Annotated in this window: 12 protein-coding genes and 2 tRNA genes; 7 read left to right on the top strand and 7 right to left on the bottom strand. The window is 56.5% G+C overall.

Features of this window, described 5'->3' with window-relative positions; translation table 11 throughout:
* Nucleotides 1-6: 6 nt before the first annotated feature.
* On the bottom strand, nucleotides 7-1338 hold the full coding sequence (argA, locus tag B498_RS19300; protein ID WP_008499655.1) for an amino-acid N-acetyltransferase: 1332 nt from the start codon (nucleotides 1336-1338) through the stop codon (nucleotides 7-9).
* A 227-nt stretch (nucleotides 1339-1565) separates the two neighbouring features.
* On the opposite strand from argA, the gene amiC reads away from it, so the two are divergent.
* Nucleotides 1566-2819 carry an N-acetylmuramoyl-L-alanine amidase AmiC gene (amiC, locus tag B498_RS19305; RefSeq protein WP_032622687.1) on the top strand — a complete coding sequence of 418 codons (1254 nt, stop codon included), beginning with the start codon at nucleotides 1566-1568 and terminating at the stop codon, nucleotides 2817-2819.
* 87 nt (nucleotides 2820-2906) lie between these two features.
* On the opposite strand, the gene B498_RS19310 is transcribed toward amiC, so the two are convergent.
* Together B498_RS19310 and B498_RS19315 are read right to left on the bottom strand one after the other, a co-directional pair.
* Nucleotides 2907-2983 (bottom strand) — tRNA-Met (locus tag B498_RS19310).
* A gap of 44 nt (nucleotides 2984-3027) precedes the next feature.
* Nucleotides 3028-3104, bottom strand: a tRNA-Met gene (locus B498_RS19315).
* Nucleotides 3105-3312: 208 nt separating this feature from the next.
* On the opposite strand from B498_RS19315, the gene mltA reads away from it, so the two are divergent.
* Both mltA and tcdA read left to right on the top strand, forming a co-directional pair.
* Nucleotides 3313-4410: a murein transglycosylase A gene (gene mltA, locus B498_RS19320; RefSeq protein ID WP_008499652.1), complete on the top strand. Its 1098-nt coding sequence runs from the start codon at nucleotides 3313-3315 to the stop codon at nucleotides 4408-4410.
* A 75-nt stretch (nucleotides 4411-4485) separates the two neighbouring features.
* Nucleotides 4486-5292 (top strand): tRNA cyclic N6-threonylcarbamoyladenosine(37) synthase TcdA, encoded by an 807-nt coding sequence (gene tcdA, locus B498_RS19325; protein ID WP_008499651.1) that lies wholly within the window; start codon nucleotides 4486-4488, stop codon nucleotides 5290-5292.
* Here tcdA and csdE read toward each other — a convergent pair.
* Nucleotides 5283-5729 carry a cysteine desulfurase sulfur acceptor subunit CsdE gene (gene csdE, locus B498_RS19330; RefSeq protein ID WP_008499650.1) on the bottom strand — a complete coding sequence of 149 codons (447 nt, stop codon included), beginning with the start codon at nucleotides 5727-5729 and terminating at the stop codon, nucleotides 5283-5285. The genes tcdA and csdE overlap by 10 nt on opposite strands.
* Nucleotides 5729-6934: a cysteine desulfurase CsdA gene (csdA, locus tag B498_RS19335; RefSeq protein ID WP_008499649.1), complete on the bottom strand. Its 1206-nt coding sequence runs from the start codon at nucleotides 6932-6934 to the stop codon at nucleotides 5729-5731. Before csdA ends, csdE begins: the two co-directional genes overlap by 1 nt.
* A gap of 192 nt (nucleotides 6935-7126) precedes the next feature.
* Here csdA and B498_RS19340 point away from each other — a divergent pair, with 192 nt between their 5' ends.
* The 4 genes from B498_RS19340 (at nucleotide 7127) to rlmM (ending at nucleotide 10149) form a co-directional block, all read left to right on the top strand.
* Complete coding sequence (locus B498_RS19340) at nucleotides 7127-7354, top strand: YgdI/YgdR family lipoprotein (RefSeq protein ID WP_008499648.1); 228 nt, start codon at nucleotides 7127-7129, stop codon at nucleotides 7352-7354.
* A 349-nt stretch (nucleotides 7355-7703) separates the two neighbouring features.
* On the top strand, nucleotides 7704-8621 hold the full coding sequence (gene gcvA / locus B498_RS19345; protein WP_008499647.1) for a glycine cleavage system transcriptional regulator GcvA: 918 nt from the start codon (nucleotides 7704-7706) through the stop codon (nucleotides 8619-8621).
* Between the two features lie 39 nt (nucleotides 8622-8660).
* Entirely contained in the window at nucleotides 8661-9056 is a 396-nt protein-coding gene (locus tag B498_RS19350) for a DUF423 domain-containing protein (RefSeq protein ID WP_008499646.1), read from the top strand.
* A complete protein-coding gene (gene rlmM / locus B498_RS19355; RefSeq protein ID WP_008499645.1) occupies nucleotides 9049-10149 on the top strand; it encodes a 23S rRNA (cytidine(2498)-2'-O)-methyltransferase RlmM in 1101 nt (366 codons plus the stop codon). Before B498_RS19350 ends, rlmM begins: the two co-directional genes overlap by 8 nt.
* 63 nt (nucleotides 10150-10212) lie before the next feature.
* Here the strand turns inward: rlmM and xni are convergent, their stop codons facing one another.
* The gene (xni, locus tag B498_RS19360; RefSeq protein ID WP_008499644.1) at nucleotides 10213-10968 is read right to left on the bottom strand and encodes a flap endonuclease Xni; all 756 of its coding nucleotides are present in this window, start codon (nucleotides 10966-10968) and stop codon (nucleotides 10213-10215) included.
* A gap of 112 nt (nucleotides 10969-11080) precedes the next feature.
* A complete protein-coding gene (gene sdaB / locus B498_RS19365) occupies nucleotides 11081-12448 on the bottom strand; it encodes an L-serine ammonia-lyase II (protein ID WP_008499643.1) in 1368 nt (455 codons plus the stop codon).
* Between the last annotated feature and the right edge of the window lie 38 nt (nucleotides 12449-12486).

Below are 12486 nucleotides of genomic sequence, written 5' to 3'. Positions count from 1 at the left end.
GTCGTATCATCCCAGGTCCGCCATCAGCACTTTTGAACGGCGCTGATAGTTGTACATCTCTTTCTTCGTTTCCGGCAGAGAATCGATATCCACCGGCGTGAACCCGCGCTCCTGGAACCAGTGAATGCTGCGCGTCGTCAGGACGAACAGCTTGCTCAGCCCCATCTGGCGCGCCTGTGCCGCCACGCGCTCAAGCAGCATTTCACCGCGTGAAGAGCTGCGGTAATCAGGATGCACCGCCACGCAGGCCATTTCACCGATCTTCTCTTCCGGGAACGGATAGAGCGCGGCGCAGGCAATCGTCAGGTTATCGCGCTGAATAATGGTGAATTTGTCGATTTCCATCTCAAGCTGCTCGCGTGAACGACGCACCAGAATACCCTGCTGTTCCAGCGGGCGGATCAGCTCCAGAATACCGCCGATGTCGTTGATGGTGGCGCGGCGGATCTGCTCTGCGCTCTCCATGACAATCTGCGTACCAATACCGTCGCGGGAGAACAGCTCCTGCAGCAGGGCGCCGTCTTCCTGATAGCTGATCAGGTGGCTACGACGCACGCCGCTGCGGCAGGCCTTCACGGCGCCACGCAGGAAGCGGACCGTGCCGGAGTGATAATCGCCTTCGGCTTCCAGCGCTTCCACGCGGGCCTGGGCTTCATTCGGGAAGAGTTCCGGCACGATCGTTCCTTCATCATTCACGACGCCCTGGGAGGAGCAGAACCCAATCATTTTTTCCGCCTTCAGCTTGATCGCCAGCTGCGTGGCGATCTCTTCGGACGTCAGGTTAAAGCTTTCGCCGGTCACGGAAACGGCGACCGGGCCCATCAGGACGATGGCGCCGCTGTCCAGCTGGCGGTGAATGGCTTCTTCATCAATACGACGAATGCGGCCGCTGTGGCAGTAATCCACGCCATCGTCCACGCCGAGCGGCTGGGCAATGATGAAGTTGCCGCTCACGACGTTGATATGCGCGCCCTGCAGCGGCGTGTTGTTCAGGCTCATGGACAGGCGAGCGGTGATATCCAGCTGCAGCAGACCTGCCGCCTGCTTCACCAGCTCAAGGGTTTTGGCATCCGTGACGCGGGTATGCTTGTGGTAAATCGGCTCGTGATGGTGAGCGGCCAGGTTAGCGTCGATCTGCGGGCGCGCGCCATAGACCACCACCAGGCGGATCCCCAGGCTGTGCAGCAGGCCAATGTCATTGACGATGCTGGAAAAATTTTCATGCTCAATGGCTTCGCCGCCAAGCATTATGACAAACGTTTTTCCTCGATGGGCGTTGATATAGGGAACAGAATGGCGGAATCCCTGGACCAGTTCGGTTCTACGTTCCTTCACCATGGCACAACCCTTAATGAATGTTTATTCGTAATTTCTGTATTTTTATTCGATTATAGCCGCGTGTGCAAGCGCAAATTTTCCGCGACCCACAGAAAATGATAAGTAATCCGTGCGTTAGCGTATGATTGTTTACCCTTTTATAGATGACAGTTTATGCGTCATTCGTTAAAGTTTTCGGTCAATCTGGACATTTTGTATATCAGTCAGTGTTCTTGCTCGGGAGAAGCATGTCGGGATCCAATTCAGCAATAAGCCGCCGCCGTTTGTTAAAAGGGGCCGGGGCAATGTGGTTGCTTAGCATCAGTCAGGTCGGTCTTGCCGCCACCAGTCAGGTCGTGGCGGTGCGCGTCTGGCCATCGTCGACCTATACGCGCGTGACGGTCGAATCCAATCGCGTGCTGAAATATAAGCAATTTGCCCTCAGCAACCCGGAACGTGTGGTGGTGGATCTCGAAGGCGTTAACCTCAACTCCGTGCTGAAAGGGATGGCGGCGCAGATCCGCGGCGACGATCCGTTTATTAAATCGGCGCGCGTCGGGCAGTTCGATCCGCAAACCGTGCGCATGGTGTTTGAACTGAAGCAGAACGTGAAGCCGCAGCTGTTTGCCCTGGCGCCTGTCGCGACGTTCAAAGAGCGCCTGGTCATGGATCTCTACCCGGCCAATGCGACGGATATTCAGGATCCACTTCTTGCCCTGCTGGAAGATTACAACAAAGGCGATCTGCAGCGTCAGGTTCCGCCGGCGCAAAGCGGTCCGCAGCCGGGGAAAGCAGGGCGCGATCGTCCGATTGTGATCATGCTCGATCCAGGCCACGGCGGCGAAGACTCCGGTGCGGTGGGGAAATACCGCACGCGTGAAAAAGACGTGGTTCTGCAAATTGCCCGTCGTCTGAAGGCGCTGATTGATAAAGAAGGCAATATGCGCGCCTATATGACGCGTAATGAAGACGTCTTTATTCCGCTGAAGGTCAGGGTGGCGAAAGCACAGAAGCAGCGCGCAGATTTGTTCGTCTCGATCCATGCGGATGCGTTTACCAGCCGTCAGCCAAGCGGCTCGTCGGTGTTTGCGCTCTCAACCAAAGGCGCGACCAGTACCGCAGCAAGATACCTGGCGGATACCCAGAACGCCTCGGACCTGATCGGTGGCGTGAGCAAAAGCGGCGACCGCTACGTCGACCACACCATGTTCGACATGGTGCAGTCGCTGACCATTAACGACAGCCTGAAGTTTGGTAAAGCGGTGCTGGGCAAGCTGGGCAACATCAATAAGCTGCACAAGAACAGCGTTGAACAGGCCGGATTTGCGGTACTCAAGGCGCCGGATATCCCGTCCATCCTGGTTGAAACCGCGTTTATCAGTAACGTGGAAGAGGAGCGTAAGCTCAAGACGGCAAAATTCCAGCAGGAAGTGGCGGAGTCGATTCTGGCAGGGATTCGTGCGTATTTCTCTGACGGGGCGACGCTGGCGCGGCGCGGGTAGATCTTTTGGCCGGGTAAACGCCCGGCAAATTCACAAACGACAGATACAAAAAAACACCCTTAAGGGTGTTTATTGTTTTAGAAGTGTTGGTTGCGGGGGCCGGATTTGAACCGACGACCTTCGGGTTATGAGCCCGACGAGCTACCAGGCTGCTCCACCCCGCGTCCGTCTTTCTACAGTCGTAGAAGATACTTCATCAAATTTTAATTGGTTGCGGGGGCCGGATTTGAACCGACGACCTTCGGGTTATGAGCCCGACGAGCTACCAGGCTGCTCCACCCCGCGTCCGTGGATGCGCACTATACTCGGATAGACTTGTGATGCAACCCCTTTTTCACATTTATCATGATTTTGTATGCAAATTGAACGACATGGCGCTGTTTGGACTATTTTTTGCGCAAAATTTGCCAAAGGGCATGCGATCGCATTTCATTAGCCCTGGCGGTTTGTTATCTTCATCACGCGGAAATGGGCAACTTAAAGACGAGACAGAATGAAAGGACGTTGGGCGAAGTATCTGATGGCGGGCGCAATGGTAGCGATTCTTGCGGCCTGTTCTTCCAAACCGACCGATCGCGGTCAACAGTATAAAGACGGGAAGTTATCCCAGCCTTTCTCTTTAGTTAATCAGCCTGATGCGGTCGGCGCACCGATCAATGCCGGAGATTTCTCCGAGCAGGTTTACCAGATCCGCAACGCGTCACCGCGTCTGTACAGCGCACAGAACAACGTTTATAGCGCGGTGCAGGACTGGCTGCGCGCGGGCGGCGATACGCGCAACATGCGCCAGTTTGGTATCGACGCCTGGCAGATGGAAGGGGCCGATAACTACGGCAACGTTCAGTTTACCGGCTACTACACCCCGGTTATCCAGGCGCGACACACGCGTCAGGGCGAATTCCAGTACCCTATCTACCGTATGCCGCCAAAACGCGGTCGTCTGCCGTCGCGCGCTGAGATCTACGCCGGTGCGCTGAGCGAAAACTACGTTCTTGCTTACAGCAACTCCCTGATGGACAACTTCATCATGGACGTTCAGGGCAGCGGCTATATTGATTTTGGCGACGGCTCGCCGCTTAACTTCTTCAGCTATTCCGGTAAAAACGGCCACGCCTATCGCAGTATTGGCAAGGTGCTGATCGACCGCGGCGAAGTGAAGAAAGAAGACATGTCGATGCAGGCGATCCGCGAGTGGGGCGAAAAGCACAGCGAAGCCGAGGTGCGTGAGCTGCTGGAGCAGAACCCGTCGTTCGTCTTCTTTAAACCGCAAAACTTCGCGCCGGTGAAAGGGGCGAGCGCGGTGCCGCTGATTGGCCGTGCGTCGGTGGCATCGGATCGTTCGATTATTCCTGCGGGCACCACGCTGCTGGCAGAGGTCCCGCTGCTGGACAACAACGGCAAGTTCAACGGCCAGTATGAGCTGCGTCTGATGGTGGCGCTGGACGTTGGCGGCGCGATCAAAGGGCAGCACTTCGATATCTATCAGGGCATTGGCCCGGATGCAGGCCACCGCGCAGGCTGGTATAACCACTACGGACGCGTGTGGGTGCTTAAGACGGCACCGGGTGCCGGAAACGTATTCAGCGGCTGATTGTGGTATTCTGAGCGCAATACGGATTACTGTTCAGGGTGAGGAGAACCTCACCCTTTTTACATCTGAGGTGTTATGTCTGTGGTAATCAGCGATGCCTGGCGCCAGCGTTTTGGCGGCACGGCACGTCTCTATGGTGAAAAAGCCCTGCAGCTGTTTGCGGATGCGCATGTCTGCGTCGTGGGCATTGGTGGTGTGGGGTCGTGGGCCGCAGAAGCGCTGGCGAGAACCGGTATTGGCGCAATCACGCTGATTGATATGGATGACGTGTGCGTCACCAACACCAACCGTCAAATCCACGCCCTGCGTGATAGCGTCGGCCTGGCAAAATCGGAGGTCATGGCGGAACGTATCCGCCTGATTAACCCGGAATGTCGGGTCACGGTGATTGATGATTTTGTGACGGCAGATAACGTCGCTGAATACATGAGCAAAGGCTACAGCTATGTGATTGACGCCATCGACAGCGTGCGTCCAAAAGCGGCGCTGATCGCCTACTGTCGTCGTTACAAGGTTCCCCTGGTGACGACCGGCGGCGCGGGCGGGCAAATCGACCCTACGCAGATCCAGGTGGCCGATCTGGCGAAAACCATTCAGGATCCTCTTGCCGCCAAGCTGCGTGAACGCCTGAAGAGCGACTTTAACGTGGTGAAGAACAGCAAGGGCAAGCTGGGCGTAGACTGCGTGTTCTCGACCGAAGCGCTGGTCTACCCGCAGGCCGATGGTTCCGTGTGTGCGATGAAAAGCACGGCGGAAGGGCCAAAGAGAATGGATTGCGCCTCAGGCTTTGGCGCGGCCACCATGGTGACCGCTTCCTTCGGCTTTGTGGCGGTGTCTCACGCCCTGAAGAAGATGATGGCGAAGGCGGAACGTCAGGCCTGAGCCTGACGTGCGGCGTCCAGTACCGCCTCGTTGAGCGCGATCAACCCCTGACCGCGCGAGGCGCTGAGCTGCGCGCGCAGCCCCAGCTCATCAAATAACGCCAGCGGCGAATGCGCCAGCAGTTCCGCCGCGCTTTTCCCTTCCACTGCCGTCAACAATACGGCCAACAGGCCCCGGACGATGCGGCCTTCGCTGTCGCCGAAGAAGTGCAGCTTCTCACCGGAAACGCTTACGCCCAGCCAGACGCGGTTTTCACAGCCAGCGATCTCTTTCGCCTGCGCCTTGAGATCGTCAGAGAGGGTCGGTAACTGCTTACCGAGAAGAATCAGCTGGCGATATTTATCTTCCCACTGTGAAAGCGGGGCAAAGGTCTGTTTTAACGTCTCTTCAGTGATGACGGTGCCAAACGGATGTCCGGCTAAAGCAGCGTGAGTCATTAATCCACCAGTATTTCAAGCGCGCGGTCGACGGCGGCAACCAGCGCGTCAACATCGCTTTGTGTGTTATAGGGCGCGAACGAGGCGCGCAGCGTGCCGCTCACGCCGAGCGCCGCCAGCAGCGGCTGCGCGCAGTGCTGCCCGGCGCGCAGGGCGATGCCATACCCGGCCAGCAGCGTCACCATGTCGCTGTGATGCACGCCCACAAAATCAAAGGCGAGCAGGCTTGAATCCTGAACGCGGAACGAGCGAAAACCCGGGCGCTTTTTCAGTTCTTCCTCTGCCAGCGTCGCCAGCCCCCGGCTCCAGCTTTCAGCCTGAACACTGTCTGTTTCTGCCAGCCACTCCAGCGCCGCGCTTAGGCCAATCACGCCGGCTACGTTCGGCGTACCGGCTTCAAGGCGATAGGGGACATCCTGCGTTTTGAAGCCCTCGAACGACACTTCAGCGATCATCTTGCCGCCCCCGAGCCACGGGGTCATTTTTGCCAGAAGTTCCGGCTTGCCGTACAACACCCCAATACCGGTTGGCCCGTAGAGCTTATGTCCTGAGAAGGCATAGAAGTCGATATCCAGCGCCTGCACGTCGGCGGGGAAATGCACCACGCCCTGGGCGCCGTCAACCATCACCACCATACCGTTGGCATGCGCGATGCGAATCGCCTGAGCCAGGTCCGGGCAACCACCGGTGACGTTAGACATCTGTCCAAGCGCCAGAATGCGGCTGCGGGGGGTAATCAACTCGGGGAGACGGGCCACATCGGGCAGAAGGTCTGCGCCCAGCGGAAGCTTCACCACGCGTGCACCCGTTTGTTCGGCCACCATCAGCCACGGCACCAGGTTGGCGTGATGTTCCGCCTCGCTGACGACGATCTCATCGCCCGGCTGAAGCAGCGGGCGCGCGTAGCACTGGGCCACCATATTGATGGCCTCGGTGGTGCCGCGCGTCCAGACGATATTTTTCCCGCTTTCGGCATTGATCAGGTGCGCCACGCGATCGCGTGCGGCTTCGTAGCGCGCGGTTAATCGCTGCGCCTCGGCAAACTGGCTGCGATGCACGTTCCCGGCGCTCAGGCTGTAAAACTGCTGCGTGGCGTCAATGACCGCCTGTGGCTTAAGGGCGGTGGCGGCACTGTCCAGATAAATACCGGCATCGGCCAGCGCCGGAAACTGTGCGCGGAACTGCGCAGGACTGAAAGCGTTCATGGGATTCCTCATTTCAATATCACGATCGTCGCGCAATTTCCGCGGCAGGGCAAGGAGGTTGATATCTATCAGAATTGTCTGCTTATCCTCATGACCCCAAAAAAGCAGGTTATGCTAAATAGTGTTAGGCGGATGTTTTAGCCTGTTATAAATCGAGGTTTGAATAGCATTAATTGCTAAAGGAGAATAATCATGAATAAGACAGCTGCAATCATCTCTGCCTGTGCGTTTACTTTTGCCCTGAGCGCCTGTTCCGGTAACAACTACGTGATGCACACCAACGATGGTCGTTCCATCGTTTCGGAAGGGAAACCGACAACCGATAACGATACCGGGATGATTTCGTACAAAGATGCTAACGGGAACAAGCAGCAGATCAACCGCACGGACGTGAAAGAGATGAAAGAGATCGAGCATTAACCGATCGCAGGCGAAAAAAAAGCACCGCAAGTTGGCGGTGCTACATTAATCACTATGGACAGACAGGGTAAATGTACAGGAAGTGAAAAATTGGTAGCGTTGCTACCGTGGTCTGAATCGCAGACCAATTGCAAACACAACAACACAACATCACAACCGTAAGCCAAAAGCCCTTCAGAACACGCATTCCGAAAAAAGCTCTTCGTTCCGGCTCAGGAAGTGCCGCCACTATAGGTATTTGCTGGTAGTTCCTCAACGGACAAATTATAATGGCTCAGATAAAAAAAACTAATAGGTTAAACGTTGTTTCCTATTTGTTAAATTCCTTTAACATCTAAGCCATATAACCATGTCAAAGCGATTGCCCCCCCTCAACGCATTACGTGTTTTTGATGCAGCAGCACGTCACCTGAGCTTCACCCGCGCAGCCGATGAGCTTTTTGTGACACAGGCCGCAGTAAGTCACCAAATCAAGTCTCTGGAGGATTTTCTGGGCCTTAAGCTGTTTCGTCGACGCAACCGCTCGTTGCTGTTGACCGAAGAGGGGCAGAGCTATTTTCAGGATATTAAAGAGATTTTTTCGCAGCTTACTGAAGCCACGCGTAAGCTACAGGCCCGCAGTGCAAAAGGTGCTCTGACTGTTAGTTTATTGCCCAGTTTTGCCATTCAGTGGCTGGTGCCAAGACTCTCAAGCTTTAACTCAGCTTATCCGGGGATAGACGTTCGAATCCAGGCCGTGGATCGTCAGGAAGACAAGCTGGCCGATGACGTGGACGTCGCGATTTTTTATGGGCGCGGTAACTGGCCGGGCTTGCGTGTTGAGAAATTATACGCAGAATATCTCCTGCCGGTCTGTTCCCCTCTGCTGTTAACGGGCGACAAAGCGCTGAAGTCTCCCGCTGACCTGGCGCAGCATACGCTTTTGCATGATGCCTCTCGACGCGACTGGCAAACTTATACCCGTCAATTAGGTCTTACACATATAAACGTGCAGCAGGGACCCATCTTTAGCCACAGTGCGATGGTGTTACAGGCTGCCATTCACGGGCAAGGCGTGGCGTTGGCGAACAACGTCATGGCGCAGTCCGAAATAGAGGCAGGTCGCCTGGTCTGCCCTTTTAATGATGTACTGGTCAGCAAGAATGCGTTTTATCTGGTTTGTCATGACAGTCAGGCAGAACTGGGTAAAATAGCCGCCTTCCGGCAGTGGATACTGGCGAAAGCGGCAAGCGAGCAAGAAAAATTCCGCTTCAGGTATGAACAATAACGTTTGTGTGCCGGGCACGCATCAATTCAGGACTTAAACATGACCAGCCGATTCATGCTGATTTTTGCCGCGGTGAGTGGCTTTATTTTTGTTGCACTGGGCGCCTTTGGCGCACATGTCTTAAGCAAGTCGTTGGGCGCTGTAGAGATGGGCTGGATCCAGACCGGCCTTGAATATCAGGCGTTCCATACGCTGGCAATCTTTGGGCTGGCGGTGGCGATGCAGCGCCGTATCAGCATCTGGTTTTACTGGAGCAGCGTCTTTCTGGCGCTGGGTACGGTGCTTTTCAGCGGCAGCCTTTACTGTCTGGCACTTTCGCATTTACGCCTGTGGGCGTTTGTTACACCTGTCGGTGGCGTCAGCTTCCTGGCGGGTTGGGTATTAATGTTTATCGGAGCTATCCGTCTGAAACGCAAGGGCGTTGTTCATGAATAAGGTTGTTTTATATTGTCGCCCGGGGTTTGAGAAAGAGTGCGCCGCGGAAATTACCGATAAAGCGGCGAAGCGCGAAATCTTCGGCTTCGCCCGCGTAAAAGAAAACGCGGGCTATGTGGTATTCGAATGCTATCAGCCTGAAGATGCGGATAAGCTGGCGCGCGAGCTGCCGTTCAGCTCGCTGATTTTTGCGCGCCAGATGTTTGTCGCGGGTGAGCTGCTCAAAGACCTTCCCCCGGAAGACCGCATCACGCCAATCGTGGGCATGCTGCAGGGCGTGGTGGAGAAGGGCGGCGATCTGCGCGTTGAAGTGGCGGATACCAACGAAAGTAAAGAGCTGATGAAGTTCTGCCGTAAGTTCACCGTTCCGCTGCGCGCGGCGCTGCGTGAGGCGGGCGTGCTGACGAACTACGAAACGCCGAAGCGTCCGGTGGTGCATATCTTCTTTATTGCACCGGGCTGCTGCTATACGGGCTACTCGTATACCACCAACAACTCTCCTTTCTTTATGGGCATCCCGCGTTTGCGCTTCCCGGCCGATGCGCCAAGCCGTTCTACGCTGAAGCTTGAAGAGGCGTTCCACGTCTTTATCCCGGCGGATGAGTGGGATGAGCGTCTGGCAAACGGCATGTACGCTGTCGATCTCGGCGCGTGCCCGGGCGGCTGGACCTATCAGCTGGTGAAACGCAACATGTGGGTATCGTCCGTTGATAACGGCCCAATGGCGCAAAGCCTTATGGACACCGGACAGGTCACCTGGCTGCGTGAAGACGGTTTCCGCTATCGCCCGAACCGCAACAACATCTCATGGATGGTGTGCGACATGGTTGAGAAACCGGCGAAAGTGGCCGCGCTGATGGCCTCCTGGCTGGTTAATGGCTGGTGTCGCGAGACCATTTTCAACCTCAAGCTGCCGATGAAAAAGCGCTATGAGGAAGTGTCGCAGAACCTGACCTACATTCAGGAGCAGATGGACGAACATGGGATTAACGTGGAGATCCAGGCGCGTCAGCTGTATCACGACCGCGAAGAGGTGACGGTGCATATTCGTCGCTGGTGGGCGGCCGTAGGCGGGCGTCGCGACGAGCGTTAGCACGTACTTTGTTTTGCCCGGTGGCGCTGCGCTTACCGGGCCTACAAAAACCCTGTAGTCGTTTTAACGTTCTAAGCGCAACTGCTGTAAATTCCCGTCCAGCTGTAAATCCGTCTGTAGCGTTGCGATTTCCCGGCAGATAAACGCCATCTCTTTATGCGCCTCCAGCTTCTTGCGCCATTTTTCTGGCACCTCGTCCAGACGGGCGTAAATGCCCTCCAGACGCTGAAAATCGGTCAGCAACTGCGCGGCGCTCTTCGGCCCAATACCGGCCACGCCCGGAACTTTAGAGCTGCTGATGCCTGCCAGACCCCAGTAATCCGGCAATTGCTCAGGCGATACGCCAAACTCGCTGGCAATGAACGGCGCGTCCAGCCAGCGTTTTTGAAAATAGTCGCGAATACGGATAGTGGGGGAGAGCAGCTGGCAGTAGCCTTTGTCCGTTGAAACGATCGTGGCCTGATGCCCGGCACTCGCCACCTTTACGGCCAGGGTGGCCGCGAGATCGTCGGCTTCATTTCCCTGTGCGCCCCAGCAGGGGACGCCCCGCTGTTCAAATGCGGCGCGCAGCATGGGTAATTCGGCGTGAAGATCGTCCGGCATCGGTGCGCGTCCGGCTTTGTAGTCGGGCAGACGCTGGTGCCGCCAGCCCGTGTTGCGGGCTTCGTCATCAAAAACCGCGACCGCATGGGTGGGTTCACTGTGGCGGATAAGCTGTTCCAGCGCGTGCAGGCAGGTGTCTTTACAAGGCGTCCCCTGTACCGCATGGATACGGCGAATCAGGTTAAGTGCATCGACGATAAGTAAATGAACGGCCACAGATAATCTCCCTTCTATCTAATGCGTGAAGGGTAACACTGTCAGCAGCGTGAAACTATGAATGGTGGGGAAAACAGGAAGAAGCCTCGCAAAACGAGGCTTCCTGAGAGGCTTAATCGCAGGTTACGATCTTCATCGCCAGGCCGCCGCGAGAGGTTTCGCGGTATTTGGCGTTCATATCTTTACCGGTTTCGTACATGGTCTCGATAACCTTATCGAGGCAGACGCGCGGTTCGCTGGTGCGGCGCAGCGCCATACGTGCCGCGTTCACCGCCTTCACGGAGGCAATCGCGTTACGCTCGATGCACGGAACCTGTACCTGGCCGGCAACCGGATCGCAGGTCAGTCCCAGGTTGTGTTCCATGCCGATTTCCGCAGCGATGCACACCTGCGCCGGGCTTGCGCCCAACAGCTCCGCCAGACCTGCCGCCGCCATGGAGCACGCCACGCCGACTTCACCCTGACAGCCCACTTCCGCACCGGAAATGGAGGCGTTCATCTTATACAGCGAACCAATCGCACTGGCCACCAGCAGGTAGCGTGCCAGCGAGTTCGCGTTCACTTCACGGATAAACTTGTCGTAGTACGCCAGTACGGCCGGAACGATGCCGCAGGCACCGTTGGTTGGCGCGGTGACCACACGGCCCCCTGCGGCGTTTTCTTCGTTTACCGCCAGGGCGAACATGTTGATCCAGTCCACCACGGCCATCGGGTCCGTAGTCGTTTTGTCAGTGCTCACCAGCATACGGCGCAGCGCTGCCGCACGACGCGGTACGCGAAGCTTGCCCGGCAGAACGCCTTCGGTGGTGATCCCGCGCTCAATACCGCCGCGCATCACGTCCCAGACGTTAGCGAAGTGCTGTTCCAGCTCCTCTTTGCTGTGCAGCGCCAGCTCGTTTTTCATCATCAGACCGGAGAGGGAAAGGCCCGTCTCCTGGCAGTGGCGCTGGAGATCTGCCGCCGTTTTGTACGGATACGGCACCTCGACAGAAGAGGTACTGGTTTGACCAAAGTGGTCTTCGTCGACGATAAAACCGCCGCCGATAGAGTAGTAAGTCTGGCTGTATACCGCTTTGTCGCCGGCCAGCGCGGTAATGCGCATGCCGTTTTCGTGTAGCGACAGGTTGTCCGCATGGAAATTCATGCAGTGGTCAACCGGGAATTCAACCTCATGCTCGCCGTTCGCCAGCAGCAGGCGCCCGTGGGTGTTCACGTCCTGGATAAAGCCAGGGATCGCATCAATATCAACGGTGTCCGGCAGGTTTCCCGCCAGGCCCATGATAATGGCGATATCGGTGTGGTGGCCTTTCCCGGTCAGGGAAAGTGAGCCGTATACATCGACAACCACGCGGGTGATGTCGTGCAGGATGCCGCGTGCAATCAAGTCATCCGTGAACTGCTTACCGGCTTTCATCGGTCCGACGGTGTGAGAGCTGGAAGGACCAATACCGATTTTGAAGATATCGAATACGCTAATCATGATGCGTCCATTGCTTTCAGTCAGAGAGGAGGGAGTGC

The sequence above is a fragment of the Enterobacter sp. SST3 genome (genome assembly GCF_000286655.1).
In the GTDB taxonomy this organism is placed as follows: domain Bacteria; phylum Pseudomonadota; class Gammaproteobacteria; order Enterobacterales; family Enterobacteriaceae; genus Enterobacter; species Enterobacter roggenkampii.
This window is presented reverse-complemented; position numbering and strand designations above follow the sequence as displayed.

Coding starts and splice junctions, on each gene's coding strand:
- argA (WP_008499655.1), bottom strand. CDS start 1,338: ATGGTGAAGGAACGTAGAACCGAACTGGTCCAGGGATTCCGCCATTCT.
- B498_RS19350 (WP_008499646.1), top strand. CDS start 8,661: ATGACCAGCCGATTCATGCTGATTTTTGCCGCGGTGAGTGGCTTTATT.
- gcvA (WP_008499647.1), top strand. CDS start 7,704: ATGTCAAAGCGATTGCCCCCCCTCAACGCATTACGTGTTTTTGATGCA.
- amiC (WP_032622687.1), top strand. CDS start 1,566: ATGTCGGGATCCAATTCAGCAATAAGCCGCCGCCGTTTGTTAAAAGGG.
- rlmM (WP_008499645.1), top strand. CDS start 9,049: ATGAATAAGGTTGTTTTATATTGTCGCCCGGGGTTTGAGAAAGAGTGC.
- csdA (WP_008499649.1), bottom strand. CDS start 6,934: ATGAACGCTTTCAGTCCTGCGCAGTTCCGCGCACAGTTTCCGGCGCTG.
- sdaB (WP_008499643.1), bottom strand. CDS start 12,448: ATGATTAGCGTATTCGATATCTTCAAAATCGGTATTGGTCCTTCCAGC.
- mltA (WP_008499652.1), top strand. CDS start 3,313: ATGAAAGGACGTTGGGCGAAGTATCTGATGGCGGGCGCAATGGTAGCG.
- tcdA (WP_008499651.1), top strand. CDS start 4,486: ATGTCTGTGGTAATCAGCGATGCCTGGCGCCAGCGTTTTGGCGGCACG.
- B498_RS19340 (WP_008499648.1), top strand. CDS start 7,127: ATGAATAAGACAGCTGCAATCATCTCTGCCTGTGCGTTTACTTTTGCC.
- csdE (WP_008499650.1), bottom strand. CDS start 5,729: ATGACTCACGCTGCTTTAGCCGGACATCCGTTTGGCACCGTCATCACT.